This is a genomic window from Halanaerobium sp. ST460_2HS_T2 (genome assembly GCF_003337665.1).
Lineage (GTDB): Bacteria > Bacillota > Halanaerobiia > Halanaerobiales > Halanaerobiaceae > Halanaerobium > Halanaerobium kushneri.
This window is the reverse complement of the sequence record NZ_QPJF01000001.1, coordinates 26431-51268: the sequence shown is the minus strand read 5'-3', so window position 1 is coordinate 51268 and position 24838 is coordinate 26431. Positions and strand designations below refer to the sequence as shown.

Here is a 24838-nt window from a genome sequence, read left to right as displayed (position 1 = left end):
TGGTTATTATGAAAACTAGTAAAAGAATAATAGTTATGGATCTTTTATATCTGGGTGATCTATTATTTGCCCACCCTTTTTTTGAAGGTTTGAGGAAACTTTTTCCAGAGGCCAGGATTGATCTGGTGGCAAATAGTAATTTTTCTGAGTTAATGAGAGTTAATCCAAATCTTGACCATGTTTACAGTTATAATAAGAGCTGGAGAGCTGCCAGATCATATAAATTTGCTAAAAAATTGAGAATGAATAATTATCAGCTGGGAATTAACATTCAGGGTAACTGGAGAACTGCGCTGCTTTTAAAATTAATTTCACCTGAAAAAAGTATTGGCTATGGTGGCAGGGGTAGAGGATTATTTTTAGATGAGGTAGTAGAAAAAGATAATTCTTCTCACATGATAGAATTATATCTTAAATTTTTAAATCAAATGCAGCAGAGTCAATTGCTGGCGAAGAACTTTGAAATTCAGAAACATAAATTTGATTCTAAGGAAGATTATTTTCCGGTTTTGAGAATTGATGAAACTTATAATCAGAGTGCTGCTCGAAAAATAAAGAATATTGGTCTGAGTGATAAATTTATTGTTTTAAATACCGGAGGCAGCTGGAAAACAAAACGCTGGCCCGAAGAATATTTTGCAGAAGTTGCCAATCTGCTGATTGAAAGAGGCTATAAGATTCTTTTTGTTGGTGGCCCTTCTGATACTGAAAGAGTTAGTTATATAATAAATAAAATTGAAAATAGGAACATGATTTATAATTTAAGTGGGAAAACGTCTCTGCTTGAACTTGCTGCAATTTTAAAAAGAGCCTCGCTGGTGATCAGTGGTGATACCGGACCGGTTCATGTAGCAGCTGCAGTCGGAACCAATACAGCAGCAATTTTTGGCCCTTCTGATGAAACAAAATATGCTCCCCGTGGTAAAGCTAAGAATATATTAATTAAGAATGCCGGGCTCAACTGCCGTCCCTGTGGAGAACACGAATGTCCGCTGGATCATTTTAAATGTATGCGGGAACTGAGTCCAGATCTGGTAGTGGACAGAATTGAAAATGAAGGAATGATATAATTGGAGATAGTACAAATCTGTAATGGAGATATACCTCCTAGAAAGTATGGTGGAACCCAGAGAGTAGTTGCCTGGCTAACAAAGGGTTTATTAGAATTAGGACATAAAGTGACTTTATTAATTGATGGTAAAACTTCTATAGAACATGAAAATTTAAGAGTAATAAAGTTGCCTAAATCTATCAAAAAAATTTTGAAAAAGTCAGGAGAAAATGGTGTTTATAAATATTTACCAGAAGATTATGATATTGTTCATTTCCATTATAATCCAAGTGAAGAGCCAGAATTTCCTTACGTAATAACTTTTCATTGGTTGGGTAAATCTAGAGATAAGTTTGATGATGAAATTTTAGAAAATACTATTTTTGTTAGTAATAAACATGCTCTTAATAATAATCGTTTTACATATATTCATCATGGAGTTGACCCTTTAGAATTTGATTTTAAGGAAAAGAAAAGTGATCGATTTTTATTTTTATCTAAAGTAAGTTATCCTCCTAAAAATGTTAAACTTGCTATAAAACTTGCTAAGGATATGAAATTCAACTTAGATATTGCAGGTGGTTGGAGATTTAGTATTTCAAGATATCTAAAGTTTCATGGGATGGTAGGAGGAACAAAGAAATATAATTTGTTATCAAGGAGTAAAGCAATGATTTTTCCAACTTTATGTGAAGAACCATTCGGTTTGGTCACAATAGAAGCCTTAGCGAGTGGAACTCCAGTAATCACCAGTGAAAATGGAGCTATGCCAGAAATTATAAAAAATGGCATTAATGGTTTTAGATGCACCAATTATCAAGATTATAAAAAGGCTGTAAATAAAATCTCAAAAATTAATCCAGTAGACTGCCGAAAAATTGTTGAAGAAAAATTCAATTATTTGCTGATGGCTAAAAATTATCTTGAACAGTATGAATCTGTTCTTTCAAATAATGGATTAAAGAAAAATATTGGAGGAAAAAATAGAAATGAGTATCAAAAAAACTTTAGATAATACTATCTTTTTTTTATATACTACTTTATTATTTTTGTTTACATTTTCAATTGCAATTAGAAATCTACTAATTGGATTGTTATTTATTTTTTCAGTTATAAGAATATTGGTTTATAGAGAATTTAATCTAAAAAATAATGAATTTAATTTTTATGTTCTATTGTTTTTAACATTTACATTTTTATCTTTTTTTGTAGCCCGAGATATTAATTTGTCTTTAGATAGATTTGTCAGCCCGATTTTGAGATATTTATTTTTCTTTTATATTTCATTTATTATAGTTAATGATAGAGAAAAAATAGCAAAGAATTTAAATATTTTTATATATGGTAATTTAACTTTTGCAGTATTAGGAATCTTAATAAAGTTACTTAATGGGGGAAATCATATATCAGGTAATGGGACAGGTACTGTTGCAGCCTTTAATATTTTAATATTTTCAGCTCTATTATTCAATAATGAAAACAATAATTATAAAAAAATATTTTATTTAATCGGAATCGGTTCATTTACTTATATTTTGTTTCAAACAAATTCACGCGGAGCTGTTTTAGGATTTTTTGCTTCACTTTTTGTTTTCATAGGTTTTATGGTTTATTATAATATTAAATCAGCTAAAATTAAATATTTTATTACAATCTTATTAATTATTTTGGTAATGATAACTCCTTATTTATTACCTGATAAGCTAATAAATAAATTTGATAATTTAAAAAATATTAGTGCTAATAATAGTTTGAAAACGAGAGTTGTTATGTGGGAATCATCAATATATATGATAAAAAATAACCCAATTTTAGGGGTAGGTGTCGGTAATTTTCAGCCAAATTATTTAGATTATATAGATAATGTTTCCGATGAAAATTTAACTGCTGGTTCCAGAAAACATGACCATCCTCACAATATGTTTTTGTTTATTGCTGCAGAGCAGGGCATTCCATCTTTACTTTTATTTTTAATAATGATTTTTATTTCATTAAAGATTAGTTTATATAATATTTATAGATATCCAAAGTTTTCATTTGAGAATTTAATTGGGATAACTTCACTGTCAGTATTTATAGTTTTTATAGTACATAGTATGGTTGATAGTACAGCAAGATATGGACATGTAGGCTTTTATATTTTATTTATATTAATTGTAAATTATATTATATTTGAGGAGATGAGTAAGACAAGTGAAAATTAGCGGTTTTTCTATGGTTCGGAATGCAACAAAATTATATTATCCGATTCAAAAGGCTATTGAATCAATTTTACCTATTTGTGATGAATTTGTAATTGCAATTGGTGAAGGGGATAAAGATGATAATACACGAGAATTAGTCTCAAATATTGGCAGTGATAAGATTAGGATAATAGATACTGTCTGGGATATTGAAAATCAGAGAAACGGAATGGTACATTCTGAACAATCTAATATAGCTTTAGATGCTTGTTCCGGTGACTGGTGTTTTTATATTCAGGCTGATGAGGTTGTTCATGAAAAATATTTACCAGTAATAAAAGATCGATGTTTAGAATTAAAAGATGATAATGAGGTTGAAGGTTTAGTTTTTGATTATCGACATTTTTGGGGGGATTATGATCATTATCAAATTAGTCATGGATGGTATAAAAGGGAAGTTAGAGTAATAAAAAATAATATTGGTGTTAGGTCTAATAAAAGTGCCCAGGGCTTTAAGAGATATGGAGAAAGAGTTAAAGCAGCTCATTCAAATGCAGAAATTTTTCATTATGGCTGGGTTAGACCACCTAAATATATGGAAAACAAAAGAAGAGCTTTCCATACTATTCACTGGGGGAAAGATCAATCTAATAACTTTCATGATCAGGAACCACAGGAGTTTGATTATGGCCCTTTAGATCGGCTTCCAGTTTATAACGGAACTCATCCAGAAGTTATGCAGGACTGGATTGCTAAAATGAACTGGCAGGATAAATTACAGTATTCTGGTGAGCCAAAAAATAATCGAGTTAAACATAAACACGAAAAAATAAAAAATCGTATTCTAACTTCAATTGAACAAAAACTGGAAAGAAAATTTGGAGGTAAAATTTATTTAAGTGGACACAGAAATTACCAATTACTTGGTAATAAATAAGCATTTATATTTAATTATATAAATGACTAAATTAAAAATTTTAATTATTATCAATAACAAGTATTTAATTGACTAATTATAAACGTTTTCAGATGGAATAATGAGGTGATCAATTTTGAAACATTTAATAACTGGATCAGCAGGATTTATAGGTTCAAATTTAGCTAAAAAATTACTAGCAGAAGGCGAAGAGGTAATAGGGATAGATTGTTTTACAGATTATTATGCAAGAGAATTAAAGGAAAATAATATAAAAGAAATTTTAAATAATCCTAATTATACTTTTCTAGAAAAAGATCTTTTAAAAACAGATTTAAAAGAATTAATAAAAGATGTGGATTATATTTATCATCAGGCAGCTCAGGCTGGAGTTCGTTCTAGCTGGGGTGAGGATTTTGAAATATATAACCAGAATAACATTCTTTTAACTCAAAAACTTTTAGAGGCAGCAAAAGAGAGCAGACAATTAAAGAAATTTGTCTATGCTTCTTCATCTTCGGTTTATGGAGATACTGATCAGATACCTATGACAGAAAAACAGAGGCTGCAGCCGGTTTCACCTTATGGCGTCTCAAAACTTGCTGGAGAAAATCTCTGCTATTTATATTATAAAAATTTTAATGTACCTACAGTATCATTAAGATATTTTACTGTTTTTGGTGAAGGCCAGAGACCTGATATGGCTTTTCATATATTTATTAAGGCTTTTCTGCAGGGAGAAATCATTAATGTTTTCGGTGATGGTGAGCAAAGTCGAAATTTTACCTATGTAGGTGATATTGCTCGAGCTAATATTTTGGCAGCTCAAAATTCTCCGGCTGGTGAAATTATAAATGTTGGAGGAACTAATACTGTTAAATTAAATCAGAGTCTTGAATTAATGAAACAGATAATTGGCAGTGACACCAAAATTATTTATTCGAAAAAAGTTAAAGGAGATGTAAAACATACTGCTGCAGATATTAGTAAAGCCGATCAACTATTAGGTTATTCTCCCGAAGTCACCTTTAAAGAAGCTTTAGAAAGGGAGGTTAACTGGCTTAAGAAAATTTATTAATTTAAAAGTTATCTCTAAATTAAACCAGGTATTTAAAGAAAGGGGGAAATTAGATGTCTTTATTTAACAATGATTTAAGAAATACTTATATTTATCTGCTAATATTAATTATTTTCAGTATTCTGCTGTTTGTTCCCTCAACTTTAAATCGTGATCTTCATTATCGTGATGAATTAAGATATACAGAGGTTGCTAGAGAGATGGAGAATAGTGGTAATTATTTTGTTCCCCGGCTTGGTGGCAGAATTTATACAGATAAACCTCCTTTTTATTTCTGGTTTTTAATTTTTTCTAAAGAAATTTTTGGTGAGTATTCTGCCCCGGCAATGGTCAGTCCCAGTATTATTTCTGCTGTAATAATACTATTGTTAACTTTTTTGTTTGCTAGATCTATATTGGACGAAAAATATGCTTTTTTAGCAAGTATAATTTTAGCTACAACTGTACTTTTTTTTAGTTTATCTATATTTGTCAGAATGGATTTATTAATGATGGTTTTTATAACTGCTGCTTTGGTTACCTTTTTTATGGCATATCAAAATCAGAATAATTATTTTTATCTTTTTGCTTATTTGTTTATCGCTATTGCAACTGCGATCAAAGGACCAGCTGGATTTTTGATTCCCTTAGCAACTATTTTCGGGTTTGTTATCTGGGATCAAAGCTTAGAAAAATTGCAGGAAATGAAATTGATGCAGGGATTAGGTATCTTTTTTTCTGTAATTTTATTATGGTTAATACCTGCCTTTATTTTTGGCGGCAAAGAGTATATTTATGAATTGTTAGTTCTGCAGACTTTTGGTAGAGCGGTTAATTCTTTTGCTCACAGTGAACCTTTTTATTATTATTTTACCACACTTCCATTAACCCTCTTACCCTGGACCTTTATGTTAATTTCAAGTCTCTTTTATATAATTAAACATTATAGAAATATTAATACAGAACTTAAATTTATATTAAGCTGGTTTTTCTGGCCCCTGCTATTATTTTCTTTTTTTAGTGGTAAATTAGTATTTTATCTGCTGCCAATTTATCCCGCAGCTGCAATTTTGATTGCCTACTTATGTCGGCAGGTTATAGTTAATCAGGAGAATAAAAAATTTATAGTGATTCCAGTTTTACTAACTATTATAATTATTATAGCTGGCAGTTTTTTTATTCCTGATAATATTGAAGGTTATAATATTGGCAGTTTATTAAAACCAGCACTGATATCAATAGGTTTTATTTTGTTGATTGCTTTAGTTTTATATTTTAAAAAAAATTATTTGGCATTAGTTTATCTTTTAGCAATAGCAATGCTCTTTTTTTCACTTAATTTAAATCTGATAATAGTTCCCATAGCAAGTCAGAATTATAGTAAAAGACCAATTGCTGAAGAGTTGAAAGGGTTTCGAGAACAAAAAAACGTCGAAAATATTGCTGCTTTTAGATATGGGCAGCCGGAAACTCTAGCAGTTTATACTAATTTTTTTATTAAGGACCTGGGTACTGAAAAGGCACTCATTGGTTATCTTCAAGAAAAACAAGAAGCTGTTATTTTAATTAGTGAAGATGATTTTGAAAAAGTAAGTGCTATTTTTACTCAACAAGATGTTATCTATCATTCAAATGGATATAATCTGATTTATCATTCAATCGAATAAGAATAAACATTACTAGATTGGTTAAAAGCTCTTGATTTAAAAGTAATTAAGGGTTAAGGTGTTTGGAATTTTAAAACTCCATTTTTTTCTAGATTTGTCTTTGTTTTTTAATATATTTTTAATATATTAAAAATATAATTGAGTTATCAAATTAAGTGTGGTGATCAGCAAGAGATGTATTTACTAATTATAAACAAAATTATTAAATTATAAGGGGGTAAGTTCAATTAAAACAATAAATAATCATAAAAATATTTATATATATATATTATTAATTATTATTTGTGGGGCAGCTCTCTATTTGCCAGCTACTTTCTATAGAGATTTGCACTGGGAAGAAGAAATGAAATATGTTGAAGTTGCTAAGGAAATGTATGATACTGGAAACTGGCTGGTTCCACATTTAGGGGGGGAGTTTTATTCTCATAAACCTCCATTTTATTTTTACTTTTTAAATTTTAGCCGACTTATGGCCGGGGGTTATTCTGTAACCGCAATGGTTATGATGAGTTTAATTCCGGGTATTTTAATTGCAATAGTCACTTTCTTCTGGGGAAGCCTGAATTTTAATAAGAAATATGGATTTTTGTCGGCTTTGATTTTAATGATTACTTTTTACTTTTTTGCTCTTTCAATAACAGTTCGAATGGATCATTTAATGGGATTTTTCATTATTTCTGCTTTATTTTCTTTTTATCTCGGTTATTCTTCAGAATCAAAAAGAAAAGATAGATTCTATTATTTGGTTTACTTATTTATGGGCCTGGCAACATGGATTAAGGGACCGGCTGGTTTTTTAATTCCTTTAGTTGTTATTCCTGCCTTTTTGTTAATTCAAAAAGATCTGGCGGAATTTAAAAATTTAAAATTAAAAAAAGGCATCTTAATTTTTGTAGGTGTAATTTTATTATGGCTTGTACCCGCTTTAATTAGAGGGGGAAAAGAATATGCATATCAATTATTAGTTGTCCAAACTTTTGGTAGAACTGTTAATTCCTTTGCTCACCAGAAAGCATTTTATTATTATTTAACAACTTTTTCTTTTACCTTTTTACCGTGGTCTTTCTTTCTTTATTCAGCTTTTATTTACTGTTTTAAGAATAGGGGAAGGTTACCTCAATTTATAAAGTTTTTACTTAGCTGGTTTGCTGTTACTTTTATTTTATTTTCTTTAATAAGTGGAAAGCTTGACATATATCTTTTACCAATCTATCCAGCTGGAGCTCTTTTGGTTGCTTATTTATTTAAAGAGATTTCAAATCGACGAGCATCCAAATATTATATTATAATTCCAGCATTGATTACTTTTGCATTTTTCACCATCGGAAGTTTTTTTATACCCCAGGAAACACAGGGAATAGCTTTAAAAAGTCTTTTGATGCCAACAATTATAAGCTGGATTCTGGGAGGAATAGTCGGGATAATTCTACTATTTAAAAAGAAATATAGTTATATTTCGTATCTCGTTATTATTATATTTGCAGTTTTTTTACTCAACTTTTCTTTTTCAGTAGCTCAACCTTTCAGTCAGACTTATACTCTTAAAGAGACAGCTAAAGAAATGCAGCAGTTAAAAACTAGAGGAATTAATAATATTGCTACTTATAAATATGATGGTGATTCCGATTCTCTTGGTATTTATCTTGACTTTTGGCCGGAAGTGATTAAGGACCGGGTTGGCTTTCTAAATTATCTTAAGCAGGATAAATTTGCAGTTATGATGGAACTTGACGATTGGCAGCGAATCAGGGGCGATTTGAATCAAAATATAAAAAACAAATTTGAAGTATCACAATTTAATCAAAGTTATATAATTATTACTAATTATAGTAACTGATTTAACTTTAAAAACGTATATAAATTAAGGGTGGTGGAAAATGCAGAATTATAAATATGATTTTTCAATAGTGGTACCCATTTATAATGAAATCAAAAATTTATCTCCTCTAACAGATAGTATAATTAATGAATTAAATGAACAAGAATATAATTATCAAATAATTTATGTAGATGATGGAAGTCAGGATGGCAGCAGTCAAAAAATAGATTTGCTGCAGGAAAAAATAAATAGACTTTCAGCAATACATTTTACTAAAAATAATGGTCAGACTGCTGCTTTCTTAGCTGGTTTTAAAGAAGCGGAAGGAGAATATATAATTACTTTAGATGCAGATCTCCAGGTCAGTCCTGCTGATATACCTAAACTGATTCCCTTTTTAAATGATTATGATATGGTAATCGGGATGCGGACCAACCGGAATGATGGTTTGATTAAAAAAATTTCTTCAGTGGTTGGTAATGGGGTTCGGAACTTTATTACCGGTGAAAAGATTACTGATACAGGTTGCCCACTAAAAGTTTTTAAAAATGAGATTCATAAAGAATTTTATCCTTTTAAAGGTATGCACAGATTTTATCCTACTTTAGCCAGAATTAATGGATATGAAGTAAAACAGGTTCCGGTTAACCATTATCCCCGAAAATATGGTCAGTCTAAATATGGGATTAATAACAGAATGTGGAGAGGATTATTTGATACACTAGTTATGCGGTGGATGAAGAAAAGAATTATTAATTATAATATAAAGAGGGATTAATCTATGATATGGATAATAATTGGATTTGTTGGTCAGGCGATGTTTACCTTACGTTTTATTATTCAATGGATTGCTTCAGAAAAAGCAAAAAAAAGTATAGTTCCAAATGCTTTCTGGTATTTTAGTATTGCAGGAAGTCTTACTTTGTTAGTTTATGCAATTCATCGGCGAGATCCAGTTTTTATTGTGGGACAGTCAACCGGTTCTTTTATTTATCTACGAAATTTATATTTAATTAAAAAGAACAGAAAGAGCACAAGTAATCAGTGATTTAAAGTTATTTTACATATTTATTTAAAGAGGTGCTGATAAATGAGAATTTTAGTTGTAGAAGATGAAAAGGATTTATCAGATGTAATTAAAAAAGGGCTTGAGGAAGAAGGCTTTGTTGTTGATACAGTAAGTGATGGCCAGCAGGCTGTTAATTTTGCCTGGGATTATGAATACGATATAATAATATTAGATTTAATGCTACCAGTTAAAAATGGAATGGAAGCTTTAAAAGAAATCAGAGAGTACGGTATTAATACAGCGATCTTAATATTAACAGCAAAGGATATGGTAGAAGATAAGATAAAGGGATTAAACAGCGGTGCAGATGATTATCTAACCAAACCTTTTGCTTTTGGTGAGCTGGTTGCAAGAGTTAGAGCATTACTTAGAAGAGGTATTGAAGAGAATAATAATCAACTTATGACCGGAGATCTTGTAATTGATACGGTAAACCATAAAGTCTTACGCGGAGGAATTGAAATACCTTTAACAGTTAAGGAATATGCTGTTCTGGAATATCTGACGAGGAACAGAGGCCAGGTACTGTCTCGAACCCAGATAGAAGAACATGTCTGGGATTATCGATATGGAAATACATCTAACATTGTTGATGTATATATACGTTATTTGAGACAAAAAATTGATAATGATTTCGAGCCAAAATTAATTGAAACGGTTCATGGTAGAGGCTATAGGATAAAGGTAATTGAAAATGAAACTTAGATTAAAAATAAAGACAAGATTAACTTTATGGTATATAATTATTTTAACAATGACTTTAATTGCCTTTAGCAGTTTTATATTTTTAAATGTAGAACAATATATATATAACCAGGTAGAAATTAGGCTAAAAAATCAGGGAGAGCAAATCATTAGAGAAATTGAGAATAATGATCTTAGAGAGGAAAACATCGAAATCAGTCCAATCATTAATGAAGTAAAAGAAAATGCTGATAAAGATTATTTAATAGCTTATTATGCTGCGAATAAGAATTTGGTATTAACCAATAAACAAAACTATATTTTACCAGACAAATTGAAGACTGATAATATTTTTTCTGTCATTAAATTAGAAAATGATAATATTGATGAAGATTGGGCGTTAATAACTTTACCGATAAGCAGTCAAAGTACTTCGGGCTGGATTAGGGTAGCAGAACGGCTGGATTCGGAAGAAAAAATATTAGATAAATTAATATTAATTTCAATACTGGGTATATCAATTTTTTTAATAGCAGCTATTACTGGCGGCTACTTTTTGGCTGGGAAGGCTCTTTCCCCAATAGAGAAAATTAATACTACTGCCAGAGAAATAAGTTCCAGTAGTTTGGGGCAAAGAATTGAAGAAAAAAATACTGACGATGAAGTGGGCAGTCTGATTGTAACTTTAAATCAGCTTTTTGCAAGGCTGGAGAAGGCCTTTGAAAGAGAAAAACAGTTTACTTCAGATGCTTCTCATGAACTAAGGACTCCAATAACTGTAATCAGAGCTCAATCGGAAAAGATTCTGAGAAGAAATGATTTAAAAGAAGAATGTGAAGAAACCCTGAAAATCATAAAAAAGCAGTCTGATTATATGGGGCATTTAATTGAACAGCTCTTACTGCTTGCAAGAAGTGATAGTGGAAAGCAGATTATTGAAAAAGAAGAGTTTGATATTAATGAATTAGTGAAAATTGTGGCGGGAGAGTTTAGCGCAGTTGCTGAAAATAAAAATATAAAAATAATTACTGAACAGTCGAGCGAAAGCATAAGTGTTTTAGCAGATCAAAGTATGATTATTCAACTACTTCTTAACTTAATTGATAATGCTATTAAATATACACCAAAAGGTGGAGAAGTTAAGATAATTACTGAAAAAAATGATGGAAATTTAATAATTAAAATTAAAGATACCGGTAGGGGTATTCCTGAAGAAGATCAAGATAATATATTTGAGAGATTTTATCGGGTTGATAAGTCACGGTCTCGTAAAAAGGGGGGCACTGGTCTGGGGCTTGCTATTTGTGAATGGATAGTGGAGTCTCACGAAGGAAGTATTAATTTTGAGAGTAGTGCTGGTATAGGAACAACCTTTATAATTAAGCTCCCTGTAGTTTAAAAATTTATATTATTTTGCTACCTGGACTTTAAAAATAAGCTTTTTATTTGTTTTCAATAAGCTATATATCTATCTTCAGAATGAATATAATTCTTCATGAAATTAAATTTATTAAAGAGGGGATTTCGCTATGAGTAATTATTATAATTATCTAATATCATTAATTCAAAATTTCTCTATTTTTGGTTATCTATTAATAGCTATTCTGGCTTTTTTTGAATCTTTTGCTTTTATAGGTTTAATAGTACCGGGAAGTATAGCTGTTATTATTGGAGGATTTTTAGCAGCTCACGGCAGTTTGAATATTATCATTTTATATCTTTTAGTCTTTCTGGCTGCTGTTTTGGGAGATAATTATAGTTTTCGTTTAGGAAGAAATAAAAAAGTCCCCTTTAATCAGGATGGTAAAATATTTAATCAGGAACTTTTTATAAAAGGCCGAAAGTTTTTTGAACATTATGGAGCTAAAAGTGTTTTTCTGGGGCGATTCGTTGGCTGGGTAAGACCTATTATCCCATTTATAGCCGGTTTTTTTGAGCTAGATGCTAAAGTTTTTTTGCTGTGGAATATTTTAAGCAGCATATTATGGGCAGCATCTCATATTGCTCTTGGCTACTTTTTTGGTAGAACCTGGCAGCTTGTTGCCCTCTGGTCTACAAGGTTTACAATTTTCTTTACAGGATTAATTGTTTTTGTGATTTTAATATATTTACTCAAACATTTTGCTTTGAGTAGAGGAAAGGAACTTTTAACTTTACTTGTTTCAATAGGTGAATCGATAAAAAGGGCTGTGATCGAAAATAAAGAAGTAAAAGAATTTGTTGAGCAGCATAAGGCATTCTTTTCATTTCTAAGAAAAAGATTTGATAGGAATAATTTTTTTGGTCTTCCAGTTACTCTTTTTGTTTTGTCTTTAATCTATGTAATGGCTCTTTTAGGAGGTATTATTGAAGATTTTCTAACTACTGATTTAATTATTAGTGTGGATCATAGAATAGCAAATCTTTTGACGATTTTTAGAAATGAAACTCTTACAGATATATTTTTCTGGATTACTTTTCTCGGGAAATGGCAGGTTATATTAGTTTTTACATTTAGTATAATTTTAATTTTATGGCTCTGGAATAAAAAATCATATATAATTCCAATCCTGATTAGCATTACAGGTAGTGTGTTATTTACCTATATCGGTAAATTACTTTTTCATAGACCAAGGCCGGTTGTTGCAATTTATCAAGAAAGTTCTTTTTCTTTTCCCAGTGGTCATGCTACAATTTCAGTTGCGTTTTATGGTTTTTTAACTTATTTTTTAGTGAAGGAAATTTCTAGCTGGAAAAATAAGATAAATATATTTTTTACAGGTTTGATATTAATTATAGCTATTGGTTTCAGTAGACTTTATCTGGGTGTACACTTTTTAAGTGATGTCTGGGCTGGATATTTAGTTGGAGCTCTGTGGTTGATTATAGCAATAAGTGTTTCAGAATATTTAACTCTTAATCAAAAAAATATTTTCCATAAATTTAAAGATGTAGAATTGTCCGGACTGGTAAAACAAATAATTTCAGTTATAATAATAATTTTAGCAGTTGGCTCATATACATTTTTTTCCTTAGAATATCAAATTCCATATAGAACAACTCCCCCACAGAAGCCACTAATTGTTAGTAAAGCTCTCAATGTTTTTGAAGGCAGTAGGCTTAAATATACAGAGTCACTTTTAGGAGAAAAAGGAGAACCGATAAGTTTTATTATCGTGGCTAATAATGAAAAACAATTAATCAGAACTTTTCAAAGTGCTGGCTGGAATACAGCCGATGAAATCAACATATATACTTTATATAAAGCTGCAAAAGCGGCTTTATTAAAAAAACCATATCCCAGTGCACCGGTTACACCTGATTTCTGGAATTCAAAGGTTAATGATCTTGCTTTTGAAAAACCAGATTCTAGTGATAATATTAGAGTTCGTCATCATGCTCGATTCTGGGAGACTAATTTTATAACCAATGATGGAGAGAAAATATATGTAGGTACGGCAAGTTTTGATAGTGGAATTAAGTGGGGTATAACTCATAAGATTGATCCTGATATTGATAGTGAGAGGGAATATCTTTTTGATGATTTAGAGACTACTTCTCTGATCAAATCTGCAGAAAAATATCAATTTGTCGCGCCTAAACTGGGAAGTAATTTTGTAGGAGATCCTTTTTTCACGGATGGCAAAGCATATATATTGGTAGTTGAATAAATAGAGTTCAGTTAAAATATTTAATTAACTCAAAGTTTTATTAAAAAATAAATAATTTTTGATAATTATTAAAGGCATTGTTCAGCTGAGATAACTCCAGCTGGGCGGTGCCTTTTTTTATCTCTGTTACTTTAAAGATTAAAAAAATCTCATTTTTAATTAATAAATCTCTAATATCTAAGTTGTAAAATTTAAATCAGAGCAAGAGATAATAATAATCTTAAAAAGTGGTGATAAAAATGTTGGTAATAAATAGTTTAACTAAAAATTACGATGGTTTTACAGCTGTTGATAATTTAAGTTTTAAAGTAGGAGAGGGTGAAATATTTGGCTTCCTGGGACATAATGGAGCAGGGAAAACAACAACAATTTCTATGCTGGTCTCATTAATCAGACCAAGCAGTGGAAGTGCTGAGATTGCTGGTTATGATGTTGTAAAAGATAATCTTAAAGTAAGAAGCATGCTTGGTTATTTACCAGAAAATGTTAACTTATACAGCAACTTAACAGCTTTTGAAAATCTCTATTTTTTTGGTAGTTTATCTGGGGTTGAAAATGTTGAGAAAAGGATAAATGAGGTTCTTAAGGATTTAGAGATGCACTCCTGGAAAGATACAAAAGTCAGGGAATTTTCTAAAGGAATGAGACAGCGTATCGGTATAGCTCAGGCCTTACTGCATAAACCCAGGATATTATTCTTAGATGAACCAACATCAGGTTTGGATCCACAGGGGACCAAAAGCATCCGTGATCTGCTCTTATATATAAATAATAAGTGGAATACGACTATATTTCTAAATACCCATCTTTTATCAGAAGTGAAAAAAATCTGCAGTAGTATTGGAATAATAAGTCACGGGCAATTGCTGATGACAGATTCTTTAATAAATATTAAGAAAAAATTTGGTAGTGAAAAATCTCTTGAGGATATATATTTCCGGATTGAGGGGGATCAAAATAATGGGGAAAATACTGTCTATAGCATCTAAAGAAATAAAAACTGCATTTAAAGATAAGGCTTTTCTTGCAGTTGCTTTACTTTTCCTTCTGCTTTCTATTCTATCAGTGTATATAGGGTCAGCAACCAAAAATGCTGAAATCACAGCATATCAGGATATTGTTAACTTATTGAAATCACAGGGAGCTACTTCTATTCCAGCAGAGCCGAAGATATTCCCCTTATCAATTTTGAAAAATATTATAAATTATGTTGCGGTAATAGGCTCAATTGTTGCTATATTTCTTGGGTTCAATTCTTTTAGTGAAGAAAGAGAGGAGGGGACAATTAAGCTTTTACTTTCAAGACCAATTTACAGAGATCAGCTGATAAATGGTAAACTTTTTGGAGGAGCGTTCGTAATTGCAGGTCTATTAATAATAACTTTAGTTTTTAATTGTTTCCTTTTTACAGTGGTATCTGGAATGAATATTAATTTTGCTGAATTTAGTCGTTTAACTGTTTTTTTTGTTTTTGCTTTTTATTATATGATAAGTTTTTATCTTGCCTCATTATTTGTTTCTCTCAAGAGTCAAAACAGTACTTTTGCGTTTTTATTAATGCTAATTATCTGGATGGGAGTAAGTTATGTTATTCCACAGCTGGCTGAAAGCCAAAAAAATTATGTTTATGTACTGAATAATATAAGTCAAACCATGAATCAAATGCCGCAGGATACACTGATCTCTAAGACAATAGAGATATTTTCTCCTACAGTACAATTTAAAAATATAGGTCGTGACCTTCTGCAGGTAGTTCCAGAACATGCTCAACTTTCTCTTTTTACATTATTGAAGCTTAATCTGCGATCTATTATATATCTTCTAGTTCCTGGGCTTTTTATGCTTTTTGGTTCATACAATAGTTTTTTAAAAGAAGGTAATTAAATGAAAAGAATATTAACTGTATTAATAATTTGGATAGTCTTGGCAGCAGGATTTAGTTCAGGAGCAGCAGCTCAGACTTTTGCTACCAGTCCTATTTATCTCAGCAAAGAGGCAGCGGGGGGGCAGCAGGTTGATTATACTTTTCTAATTAAAAATAATGACCAGAGAGAACATAATTATTCTTTTCAGATATTAAATCTTCAAAAAGAATATATCAGCAGTCTGGATTATAAGTCATTTTCAGAAACCAATTTTAGTTTAACTGCAGGGAATAGTAAAAAAATAGACTTGAAATTAAAAATACCAGAAAACTCAAAAGCTGATCATCTTTCATTCCGGGCAGTTTTGAAAAAAGAGGGTAATATTACTAAATCTCTACCACTTAACATTAAAATTAATAAAGATTATCAGCTCACAATCGCAGATTATCCTCGAGATTTGAATTTGATCAGTGGTGAAAATCAAAGTTTTTCAGTTACAGTTGGAAACATAGGAACAGAGACTCTAAAAAATATTAAACTTAAATTTGAGCTGCCGAAAAAGTGGTTAATAGAAAATATTAAACCCAAACAAATGGATCTTAAAGCTGGAGAAAAAGGATCATTTAATGTGGATATATTTGTTCCTTCATCACAGGCAGCTGCTAACAAAGAGATTTCAGTAATTGCCTATAATCAGCATTCTCAGACAAAAATTTTAATTGGCTCAATTACTGTTAAAAAGAATCCAAATTACTTTTTGGTAATCCTGATTCTGCTGATTATTATGATAATGGGAACAATATATTATTTTCGCAGATTTGGAAGAAGATAAATATTTTAAATGGAGGTGAACTTAATGAGTGAAATGATAGTGATTGCTAGAAAGGAGATTAAAGATTCTTTAAATAATAAATTTTTTCTTTCCATACTTATTTTGCTGCTTATTTTAACTATAGTATCAATAGTTTTGGGGACCTTACAGGTCCACTCCCAGATAGCACAGTACAATAGGTCTATTGAGTTTTTAAAGTCAATGGGTAAAACTAATTTACCACCAATGCCCAGCCTTAATCCTCTCTCAGTATCAAAGAGCTTTGTAAATTATGTTGCTATGATTGGTGCTTTATTAGCAATAGTCCTCGGTAATTATGCAGTAAGCAAAGAGAGGAAAAATGGTACATTTAAACTGATACTATCCAGATCAATTTATAGGGACCAGCTTATTAATGGAAAGTTGGGTGGGAATCTGCTGCTCTTAGCTTTAATTAACTTTGCTATTGCAGCTGTAACAATTATTTTTCTTACTGCTTTGGGGGGAGTTAGTCTTAGTCAGGCGGATTTAATAAGATTAATCTTTTTCTTTGCCGCTTCATTTTTATATATGGCCTTGTTTTTTATAATTTCTTTGTTTGTAACTCTGCTTCTACCATATAAAAACTATGCCCTGCTTACAGTAATAATTATCTGGCTTGTATTTGCTTTTATATTCCCTCAAATTGGCGATACCATGGATATGGATAACCAACTTCCTGGTGGATTTTTCGCAAGTATGGGACTCAACAGAGCTCAGGAGAAACAGATAGTCAATAAATTTAAATTCTATGAAACACTTAGAAATGGAATAGAAGAACTTTCTCCAACCAAACATTTTGAAAGAATTAGTTTTGCTCTCTTAGGAGTTAAACCTGGTTTTAAAAATAATACTGCCTGGGAAATAGTTAATCTAAAGTGGCTAAATCTGGCAGGTTTATTAGTGCCTAATATAATTTTAAGTATGCTGTCTTATCTGGTTTTTTTGCGCAGAGAAAATCTTTAAATAGATAATATATTAAAAAGTTAAAAATAATAACTATGGAGGTAAAAGATTATGATGAAAGTAAAAAAGAGTAATTGGCTCACATTGACTTTGCTATTATTAGCAGCATTAATAGTTTTTTTTGGAGGTGCTAGTAAAATATATGCGGCTGGAAATAATTTGGACAGTGATAAAGATGGAATTCCCAATGATGTAGAAAAAGTATATGGAACTAATCCTTATGCTGCTGATAGTGATGGTGATGGAATGAATGATAAAGATGATAATAATCCTGTTCAATTGAGTAATCCTATTAAAGAAAGCGGCAGCCGAGATTTACAAATAAGGGTAAAGGATGCAAGGGTAGAAGATAATTTTGATACTAATCATTCGGATCTTCCTGACCATCTGCAAATAACATTATTAAATAAAGGGAAAAAATCTTTGAGCAATATAGAACTCTATTATACAATAACTGATAAAAAAACAGGTGCCGAAGAATCGTATTATCAGAAACTTAATTCAGAAATTGCTGCAGAAAGTGAATTAACTCTTCATTTTGACAATAAAATTGCTAAAGATCATTATTCTGCAAATATGAATGGATTATATGGAAGTTCAACTAATGGTTTGATTTTTGATGTTTATCTGCATGTGAAAGGCTATAAAACTCTTAATTTTAAGATAGAAAAGGATGCAGGTGCTGCAGAAGTCGCTGACTAAAAATCAATATGAATATTAAAATACTTTAATCTATAATTAACATTTGTTTAATTTTTAAAGTATAAAATGAAATTGTAGTAAAAAAGAAATTAAAAAAAGGAAAGGATGAAAAATATGTTGAAGAAAATAATAGCAACATCAATGTTAGCTGTATTTGTTTTTGGTTTTGTGGGAGGTATATTTACTTTATCCGAAAATAGGGTTCAGGCAGCTGATCAGAAATCTAATATTTTTAATATGGAAAAGGCTATTAAGGTTGTAAAAGAGAAATATACTAATGCCCAGGTTAAATCAGTTGACAAAGAATTGGAAAATGGTAAAACATTTTTTGAAGTAGAATTTACTGATTCAAATGGAAATCATGAGGTAAGTATTGATGCAGATACTGGTAAAATATTAAAATCTTTTGAAGATGAGAAAAATAATTATCAGAATGAAAGTGGAGAACATCATAATGAAGGTAATGAGACAGAAGACTATGATAATCAGGATAATGAATCAGAAGAACATGGAGAAGATGATGACAGCGGCAGTAATCAGGATGACGACTATGAAAGCGAATAATGTAGAAAAAAGTTATTTTTGAAAATAGCTAATATATAACTTATAAGCTGTCAGTCTTGATGCTGACAGCTTTTCTGTTTGATTATTTTTAAAGTATGGTTAAGAATTCTTTTAGAAGCACCTCTATTATTTAGAATTACTTTTCTGGCTTTTTCTCCCCTGTTCTTTAAATTGTTTTTATTATTTAAATAATAGTTAAGTTCTTTTTTTAAACTCTGCCAGGTATTTACCTGTATTCCGGCATCATTTTTAATTAAAAGATCTCTGCTGTCTTTAAAATTAGACATATCCGGACCGAAAAACACCAGTTTTCCCTGGGCGGCAGGCTCCAGTACATTATGCCCCCCTTTTCCCATCATACTGCCTCCTACAAAAACTAGATCAGCAATACTGTATATTTGTGCCAGTTCCCCGATAGTATTTAAAATAAGAGCTTCAATTTTTTTAGAATTGTTATTCTTAAGCTCTGTTTTTTTTACAGCATCAATATTATTTGTTTTAAAAATTTCATTGATTTCAGCTGCTCTTTCAATATCACGGGGAGCAACAATAAAATATAAATTAGGAAATTCCTTTTTTAGCTCCTGATAAATCTGGATTAAATGTTTTTCTTCATCAGGATGAGTACTACCAGCAACAAAAACTAAATTATCTTTATTTATTTTAAACAATTTTCGATATTTTTCTTTTTTGTTTTCAGAAATTAGAGAATAATTCTGATCAAATTTTGTATTTCCCAGGTTAAATACTTTTTTTTCATTAGCTCCAAGTTCTATAACTCTATTTTTATCCTGTTCAGACTGCATGGCCAGACAGTCAATATTATTAAGCATATCCGGCATAATTGAGCCTAAATAATTATATTTTTTGTAACTACTATCACTTATTCTACCATTGGCATAGATTATTTTATGCCCTCGCTTGTTTGCAATCTTGATAAAGTTTGGCCAGAGTTCAGTTTCAATAATCATAATCAGATCAGGATTAATTATATTTAAAGCCTTATTAACAGCAAACGGTAGATCAAAGGGAAAATAGACTATAGCATCAGCATCCTCAATGATTTTGTGGGCCATATTCTGGCCGGTATAAGTGGTAGTAGAAAAAATTAATTTGTATTCGGGTAGTTCTTTTTTTAGTTCTTTTACAACAGGACTGGCGGCCACAGTTTCCCCGACAGAAACTGCGTGAATCCAGATGACTTTATTATTGGTGGCTAGACTTTTTATTTTATTTGCATAAAAGCCAAAAAGTTCTTTGGTATTTTTTTTGTTTGTATTAGTAAGCTCTTTATAGATTAAGATAGGAGAATAGATTATGAAAATTAAAACAAGTAATAAATTATAGATTATGTACATGATTAAAACCCCTTAAAATTAAATGCTATCTGAATTATATCAGAACTAAAAAATAATGACAAATAGCTGAAATTTGAGCTTGCTAGCTTTTCGGCAATAATAAAGGCTGACCTAAAAAAGCCAGCCATTGTTTAAATTATAAAAATTGTAATTAATACTTTAAACCATATTTTTCTAACACCCTTTTTTCTACTCTCATGCGGGCAGTTTTTTGAGGATCAACAACCTGACTAATCTGGAGATCACAAATAATACTCATCAGCATTGCAAGCTCATTATTACTCAGTGGAAGTCTTTCGTTCAAAAATTGAAACATATTGTTGCTCGCTTTTTTGGCAGCGGCATCCAGATCTGTACCCGAAGCAATAGTATAAAAAGCTGGTTCAGTTTCAACTATTGGATCACTTAATTCCTTATTTTTTATTAGATCAACTTTGACAGTAACTTCACCAGCAATTTCAATACCTGTTACAACAACTTCGCCATCACCCATGGCTGCATGCAGATCTCCTATTGCCAGCATTGCTCCAGGAACTCTAACCGGAAGATAAAGAATTGCATTTTCCTTAATTACTTTGGTGTCCATATTTCCTCCATGGGAGGCTGGTGTACCACAGGGAACAGCTTTCTCGTCTTTGCCAGGTGAAGTACCAATTACTCCAATCATTGGATCGAGATCAATATTAATTTTTTCGTTAAAAATAGCCTTATTATTTTCGATAGGAATAATTTTAGTCTCCGAATCAGTAATAAATTCTTCCAGAAATCCCATTTCCGGAGAGGTAATCATAACTCCCTGATCCTTTACTTTGATTTTTTTGATTTCTATTTTCAGTGTGTCTCCAGGTTCAGCACCTTCAATTTTTAGAGGTCCAGTTGCTGGATTAATTGTCTCCCAGTCTGTCGACTCAAAAAGTACTTCCTCACTTTGAATCTGATTACTAAAACAGTCCTGTGTCTCAAAAATTACTGTTTCACCTGGCTGACAGCTGGCAGCCTCCTTATTGTGGGCAGACATTGAATAGATATGCTTGTCGGCTGATATTTTCATTCTATCCCTCCAGATTTTAATTAAATATATTTAAAATTGAGAATATTTATTATAAATTATAACATAGAATTTTTCTACTGTCAGCTAATCGACAAAAACTGACAGGTTCACGGTGCGTGTACATAAACAAACATAAACGAGCATAAACAAAAAAGACAGCCAATTGGCTGTCTTAGATTCAAAATGGTACCCTCAAGGGGATTCGAACCCCTGCCGCCAGGATGAAAACCTGGTGTCCTGGACCCCTAGACGATGAGGGCAAATTTTTATATAATTTTGTTGACTGCAATAAATATAATAGCATAAGAACTAACTGGCGTCAAGAATTTTGCTGAAGAAATATAATTTAAAATTTTCTCTCTATTCCTTACTGTTCTGTCAGTGTTTTGGGCCTGTTTTTCCTTGAAACAATTAATCTTTTTGACATTTGTTCATAATAATTAATTTTATGACAAGGAAGTAGCAGTTAAATCTAGAATAGTATAGTTAAGAGTAGGAATTATTCTTTATAAAGGAAATGCTCTGTTTATAAATTTAAAGAGATTATTATTACTGGTTAGTTTTAAAGAAAATATTAAGCTGAGGTGATCAAATGTCAGAACTGCTGGACCTTTTTGCAGAAAAAGAGCTTGTTCTAGCTCAGGGATGTACTGAACCGGGAGCGGTGGCTTTTGCAGTGGCTGCTGCAGCCGAACACAGTCGGGGTGAGCTAAAGAAAATCAAGATTAAGATTGATGGTTTTGTTTATAAAAATGGTATGTCAACCGGCCTGCCGGGGATTAATAAGTATTATGGAAATAAAACAGCAGCCGCTTTAGGTTATTTTGCCGATAAACCCTTAGCAAGAAAACTGACAATATTAGCTGATCTAGAAGATAAACTGGATCAGGCCCTGGGGATTATTGAGCGAGTAGAATTTGAGGTTCTGGAAGAAAAGATGCCCGTTTATGTGGAAGCAATTATTGAAGCTGATAATCAGGTTTGCTCTCTGATTAAAGGCAGTCATGATGATTTAAAAAAGATTACAGTTGATGGTAAAATAGTTTATCAAAATCAGAGTAAAATTTCTGCTGACCAGCAGTTAAAAAATCTTAATGCTCAATTAAAGACGATGAATATTTATCAGTTAATTGAGCTAGTAGAAAAAGAATTTTCAGATAGGCAGCTTCAGTTATTAAAAGATGGCTTGAAACTAAACTCGGTAATCGCCCGAGCTGGTAGAGAGGGAGTTGGTTCGGAAGTTGGGGTTAAATATAGAAAACGAACTGATTTTAATGAGCTAAATGAAATTGCAGCTAAAGCTGCTGATGGTACAGGAGCCAGAATGGCCGGAGCAGCTTCTCCAGCCCTGGCATCTTCAGGTAGTGGTAACCAGGGCATTTTTATTTCGCTGGTTACCTATCACAGTGCCCGACATTATTTTAATATCTCAGATAAAGAAATTTTTAAGGCAACAATGATTGCTCATCTGGTTGGTCATTATGCCAAAATTTACCTGGGGCGTCTTTCTGCACTCTGTGGGCTTTTTTATGCTGCAGCACCGGGAGTGTTGGCAGCTTTACTTTATCTGGCCGGTAAAGAAGATAAAATAGAAGAGGCGATCAATAATTTAATCAGTGATACAAGTGGAGTTTACTGTGATGGAGCCAAGGGGAGCTGTGCTTTAAAGTCGCTTACAGCAGCTGAACTTGCATTGAGGCATTTTGATTTGATTATGCAGGATCTGAACTGTCATCTTCCTTCAGGATTTATTAACTGTTCTTTAAGTAAAACATTTGAAAACCTGGCTGCTATTTCAAGACCTTCAGAAAATACAGTTAATAATACACTATTTAAGGTTGTTGAGAAAAATGCCTGTGAAATTTGAAAAACATTTATTCCAGACAGTTAAGTATTTTTCTGGCTGAAGACATTGATTAAATTAAGTAAATGCTTTACTGAATTATAATAAATTTTTAACAGGAGGAATTTAAGATGAAAATAGCTGTTATTGGTGCTGTTGCAGCAGGTACAAGTGCTGCAGCTAAAGCAAGGAGAACAGATAAAGAAGCAGAAATTGTAGTTTTTGAAAAGGGAACGGATATTTCTTATGCTGGCTGTGGACTTCCCTATTATATCTCTGGCGTAACACCTTCCCGTTCTGAAATAGTAATGAATACAGTGGAAGATTTTAAGGAAAAATATAATGTCGAAGTTAGGCTCCAACACGAGGTTACTCAAATTGAAACAGATGGCAAAAAATTAAAATATAAGAATTTAAACACAGGAGAAACGGGTGAGTATAAATATGATAAATTAATTATTGCTACCGGTGCTTCTCCAATTAAACCCCCATTTGAAGGTCTGGATCTGGAAAATATTTTTACTCTTCGCTCTGTTGAGAGTGCCGACCAGATAAAAGTGGCTTTAAGTCGAAAAGAAACTCAAAAGGTTGTAATTATTGGTGCCGGCCTGATTGGTCTTGAGATGGCAGAATCTTTTAGGGAGCTGGGGATGGATGTTACAATTGTTGAACTGGAAGATCAGGTGCTGCCTCCTTATAGTAAAGAAATGGCCGAGATTGTAGCAGAACATTTAAAGGAAAAGGAAGTTGAACTGATTTTAGATGATGGAGTGGATCATTTTGAGGGTGAAGACAGGGTAGAGAAAGTTGTAACTGCTTCTGGCAAAAAAATTGAAACTGATCTTGTCTTACTTTCGATTGGAGTTAAGGCCAATTCAGAGCTGGCAGAAAAAGCTGGAGTTGAAATCGGTAAAACAGGAGCTATTAAAGTTAATGAGAGATTAGAAACAAATCTTAAAGATATTTATGCTGCAGGTGACTGTGCGGAATCAACTGATCTGCTGACCAATAAAGATGTCTGGGTTCCTCTTGGTTCTACTGCAAATAAGCAGGGAAGAACAGCTGGCGAAAATGCAGCCGGTGGAGATTATAAACATTATGGTATTTTAAAAACAGGAATTACAAAAATATTCGACCTGACAGTGGCAAAAACTGGTTTGGATCTGGAGGAGGCAGAAAAAGAAGAAATCGATGCTGTGGCTGTCAAAATTAAAGCTCATAATCATGCAAGCTATTATCCGGGTACTGCTCCAATTCATCTGCGAGGAATTTTTGATAGAGAAAATGGAGTTATTGTTGGAGCAGAGGTAATCGGCGGTGAAGGTTCTGATAAAAGAATTGATGTGCTGGCTACAGCAATTTACAATAGAATGACTGCAGGAGAACTGTTTCAGGTTGATCTTGCCTATGCTCCTCCTTATTCCGGTCCTAAAGATGCAGTAGCAATACTGGGAATGGTTGCAGAAAAGAAGATATAACTTTTGTTCTTTGTTCACCAATCTGTTATAATAAATATAATAGAGTATTTTACTAAACTTTAAAT

The 24838-nt window shown here is 31.7% G+C and carries 22 protein-coding genes and 1 tRNA gene; 20 read left to right on the top strand and 3 right to left on the bottom strand.

Features of this window, described 5'->3' with window-relative positions:
* Positions 1 to 8 precede the first annotated feature (8 nt).
* The 18 genes from waaF to DFR80_RS00145 all read left to right on the top strand — a co-directional run bounded on the left by waaF (position 9) and on the right by DFR80_RS00145 (position 19043).
* Entirely contained in the window at positions 9 to 1070 is a 1062-nt protein-coding gene (gene waaF, locus DFR80_RS00230) for a lipopolysaccharide heptosyltransferase II (protein WP_114488864.1), read from the top strand.
* Positions 1071 to 2066: a glycosyltransferase gene (locus DFR80_RS00225; RefSeq protein ID WP_076546070.1), complete on the top strand. Its 996-nt coding sequence runs from the start codon at positions 1071 to 1073 to the stop codon at positions 2064 to 2066. It abuts the gene before it with no gap.
* The gene (locus tag DFR80_RS00220; protein WP_076546071.1) at positions 2041 to 3255 is read left to right on the top strand and encodes an O-antigen ligase; all 1215 of its coding nucleotides are present in this window, start codon (positions 2041 to 2043) and stop codon (positions 3253 to 3255) included. Before DFR80_RS00225 ends, DFR80_RS00220 begins: the two co-directional genes overlap by 26 nt.
* On the top strand, positions 3245 to 4171 hold the full coding sequence (locus tag DFR80_RS00215; protein WP_114488863.1) for a glycosyltransferase: 927 nt from the start codon (positions 3245 to 3247) through the stop codon (positions 4169 to 4171). The genes DFR80_RS00220 and DFR80_RS00215 overlap by 11 nt, the downstream gene beginning before the upstream one ends.
* A 115-nt stretch (positions 4172 to 4286) precedes the next feature.
* Entirely contained in the window at positions 4287 to 5228 is a 942-nt protein-coding gene (locus DFR80_RS00210; protein WP_199505738.1) for an NAD-dependent epimerase/dehydratase family protein, read from the top strand.
* 53 nt (positions 5229 to 5281) lie between these two features.
* Complete coding sequence (locus tag DFR80_RS00205; protein ID WP_114488862.1) at positions 5282 to 6874, top strand: glycosyltransferase family 39 protein; 1593 nt, start codon at positions 5282 to 5284, stop codon at positions 6872 to 6874.
* 226 nt (positions 6875 to 7100) lie between these two features.
* Positions 7101 to 8711 carry a glycosyltransferase family 39 protein gene (locus DFR80_RS00200; protein ID WP_084566228.1) on the top strand — a complete coding sequence of 537 codons (1611 nt, stop codon included), beginning with the start codon at positions 7101 to 7103 and terminating at the stop codon, positions 8709 to 8711.
* 40 nt (positions 8712 to 8751) lie between these two features.
* Entirely contained in the window at positions 8752 to 9471 is a 720-nt protein-coding gene (locus tag DFR80_RS00195; protein WP_108138257.1) for a glycosyltransferase family 2 protein, read from the top strand.
* A 3-nt stretch (positions 9472 to 9474) separates the two neighbouring features.
* Positions 9475 to 9741, top strand: a complete 267-nt coding sequence (locus tag DFR80_RS00190; RefSeq protein WP_076545770.1) for a lipid-A-disaccharide synthase N-terminal domain-containing protein — start codon at positions 9475 to 9477, stop codon at positions 9739 to 9741.
* A 42-nt stretch (positions 9742 to 9783) separates the two neighbouring features.
* The gene (locus tag DFR80_RS00185; RefSeq protein ID WP_076545771.1) at positions 9784 to 10467 is read left to right on the top strand and encodes a response regulator transcription factor; all 684 of its coding nucleotides are present in this window, start codon (positions 9784 to 9786) and stop codon (positions 10465 to 10467) included.
* A complete protein-coding gene (locus DFR80_RS00180) occupies positions 10457 to 11845 on the top strand; it encodes a cell wall metabolism sensor histidine kinase WalK (protein ID WP_147270166.1) in 1389 nt (462 codons plus the stop codon). The genes DFR80_RS00185 and DFR80_RS00180 overlap by 11 nt, the downstream gene beginning before the upstream one ends.
* 130 nt (positions 11846 to 11975) lie before the next feature.
* Positions 11976 to 14096 (top strand): LssY C-terminal domain-containing protein, encoded by a 2121-nt coding sequence (locus DFR80_RS00175; RefSeq protein WP_076545772.1) that lies wholly within the window; start codon positions 11976 to 11978, stop codon positions 14094 to 14096.
* 239 nt (positions 14097 to 14335) lie between these two features.
* Positions 14336 to 15085, top strand: a complete 750-nt coding sequence (locus DFR80_RS00170; protein WP_076545773.1) for an ABC transporter ATP-binding protein — start codon at positions 14336 to 14338, stop codon at positions 15083 to 15085.
* Positions 15057 to 15980: an ABC transporter permease gene (locus DFR80_RS00165; RefSeq protein WP_076545774.1), complete on the top strand. Its 924-nt coding sequence runs from the start codon at positions 15057 to 15059 to the stop codon at positions 15978 to 15980. The genes DFR80_RS00170 and DFR80_RS00165 overlap by 29 nt, the downstream gene beginning before the upstream one ends.
* Positions 15981 to 16793 carry an NEW3 domain-containing protein gene (locus tag DFR80_RS00160; protein WP_108138249.1) on the top strand — a complete coding sequence of 271 codons (813 nt, stop codon included), beginning with the start codon at positions 15981 to 15983 and terminating at the stop codon, positions 16791 to 16793. It abuts the gene before it with no gap.
* Positions 16794 to 16817: 24 nt separating this feature from the next.
* Positions 16818 to 17777: an ABC transporter permease gene (locus DFR80_RS00155; RefSeq protein ID WP_158537660.1), complete on the top strand. Its 960-nt coding sequence runs from the start codon at positions 16818 to 16820 to the stop codon at positions 17775 to 17777.
* Positions 17778 to 17828: 51 nt separating this feature from the next.
* On the top strand, positions 17829 to 18479 hold the full coding sequence (locus DFR80_RS00150) for a hypothetical protein (RefSeq protein ID WP_076545777.1): 651 nt from the start codon (positions 17829 to 17831) through the stop codon (positions 18477 to 18479).
* Positions 18480 to 18593: 114 nt separating this feature from the next.
* Positions 18594 to 19043 (top strand): PepSY domain-containing protein, encoded by a 450-nt coding sequence (locus DFR80_RS00145; RefSeq protein ID WP_076545778.1) that lies wholly within the window; start codon positions 18594 to 18596, stop codon positions 19041 to 19043.
* A gap of 50 nt (positions 19044 to 19093) precedes the next feature.
* Here DFR80_RS00145 and DFR80_RS00140 read toward each other — a convergent pair whose 3' ends face one another.
* From DFR80_RS00140 to DFR80_RS00130, 3 genes are all read right to left on the bottom strand, one after another.
* Positions 19094 to 20401 (bottom strand): 3-deoxy-D-manno-octulosonic acid transferase, encoded by a 1308-nt coding sequence (locus DFR80_RS00140; protein ID WP_076545779.1) that lies wholly within the window; start codon positions 20399 to 20401, stop codon positions 19094 to 19096.
* A 151-nt stretch (positions 20402 to 20552) separates the two neighbouring features.
* Positions 20553 to 21452, bottom strand: coding sequence for an acetamidase/formamidase family protein (locus DFR80_RS00135; RefSeq protein ID WP_076545780.1), 900 nt, complete (start codon positions 21450 to 21452; stop codon positions 20553 to 20555).
* 184 nt (positions 21453 to 21636) lie between these two features.
* Positions 21637 to 21712: transfer RNA gene (locus DFR80_RS00130), tRNA-Glu, on the bottom strand.
* Between the two features lie 332 nt (positions 21713 to 22044).
* On the opposite strand from DFR80_RS00130, the gene DFR80_RS00125 reads away from it, so the two are divergent.
* Positions 22045 to 23319, top strand: a complete 1275-nt coding sequence (locus DFR80_RS00125; RefSeq protein WP_108138245.1) for an L-serine ammonia-lyase, iron-sulfur-dependent, subunit alpha — start codon at positions 22045 to 22047, stop codon at positions 23317 to 23319.
* A 107-nt stretch (positions 23320 to 23426) separates the two neighbouring features.
* The gene (locus DFR80_RS00120; protein ID WP_108138243.1) at positions 23427 to 24773 is read left to right on the top strand and encodes an FAD-dependent oxidoreductase; all 1347 of its coding nucleotides are present in this window, start codon (positions 23427 to 23429) and stop codon (positions 24771 to 24773) included.
* The last annotated feature ends 65 nt before the right edge of the window (positions 24774 to 24838 follow it).

Excerpts from the sequence above, each read along its gene's own strand:
- DFR80_RS00120 (WP_108138243.1), top strand. The coding sequence starts at position 23,427 with ATGAAAATAGCTGTTATTGGTGCTGTTGCAGCAGGTACAAGTGCTGCA.
- DFR80_RS00160 (WP_108138249.1), top strand. The coding sequence starts at position 15,981 with ATGAAAAGAATATTAACTGTATTAATAATTTGGATAGTCTTGGCAGCA.
- DFR80_RS00180 (WP_147270166.1), top strand. The coding sequence starts at position 10,457 with ATGAAACTTAGATTAAAAATAAAGACAAGATTAACTTTATGGTATATA.
- DFR80_RS00165 (WP_076545774.1), top strand. The coding sequence starts at position 15,057 with ATGGGGAAAATACTGTCTATAGCATCTAAAGAAATAAAAACTGCATTT.
- DFR80_RS00135 (WP_076545780.1), bottom strand. The coding sequence starts at position 21,452 with ATGAAAATATCAGCCGACAAGCATATCTATTCAATGTCTGCCCACAAT.
- DFR80_RS00155 (WP_158537660.1), top strand. The coding sequence starts at position 16,818 with ATGAGTGAAATGATAGTGATTGCTAGAAAGGAGATTAAAGATTCTTTA.
- DFR80_RS00170 (WP_076545773.1), top strand. The coding sequence starts at position 14,336 with ATGTTGGTAATAAATAGTTTAACTAAAAATTACGATGGTTTTACAGCT.
- DFR80_RS00140 (WP_076545779.1), bottom strand. The coding sequence starts at position 20,401 with ATGTACATAATCTATAATTTATTACTTGTTTTAATTTTCATAATCTAT.
- DFR80_RS00190 (WP_076545770.1), top strand. The coding sequence starts at position 9,475 with ATGATATGGATAATAATTGGATTTGTTGGTCAGGCGATGTTTACCTTA.
- DFR80_RS00205 (WP_114488862.1), top strand. The coding sequence starts at position 5,282 with ATGTCTTTATTTAACAATGATTTAAGAAATACTTATATTTATCTGCTA.
- DFR80_RS00185 (WP_076545771.1), top strand. The coding sequence starts at position 9,784 with ATGAGAATTTTAGTTGTAGAAGATGAAAAGGATTTATCAGATGTAATT.
- DFR80_RS00150 (WP_076545777.1), top strand. The coding sequence starts at position 17,829 with ATGATGAAAGTAAAAAAGAGTAATTGGCTCACATTGACTTTGCTATTA.
- DFR80_RS00125 (WP_108138245.1), top strand. The coding sequence starts at position 22,045 with ATGTCAGAACTGCTGGACCTTTTTGCAGAAAAAGAGCTTGTTCTAGCT.
- waaF (WP_114488864.1), top strand. The coding sequence starts at position 9 with ATGAAAACTAGTAAAAGAATAATAGTTATGGATCTTTTATATCTGGGT.
- DFR80_RS00195 (WP_108138257.1), top strand. The coding sequence starts at position 8,752 with ATGCAGAATTATAAATATGATTTTTCAATAGTGGTACCCATTTATAAT.
- DFR80_RS00145 (WP_076545778.1), top strand. The coding sequence starts at position 18,594 with ATGTTGAAGAAAATAATAGCAACATCAATGTTAGCTGTATTTGTTTTT.
- DFR80_RS00220 (WP_076546071.1), top strand. The coding sequence starts at position 2,041 with ATGAGTATCAAAAAAACTTTAGATAATACTATCTTTTTTTTATATACT.
- DFR80_RS00175 (WP_076545772.1), top strand. The coding sequence starts at position 11,976 with ATGAGTAATTATTATAATTATCTAATATCATTAATTCAAAATTTCTCT.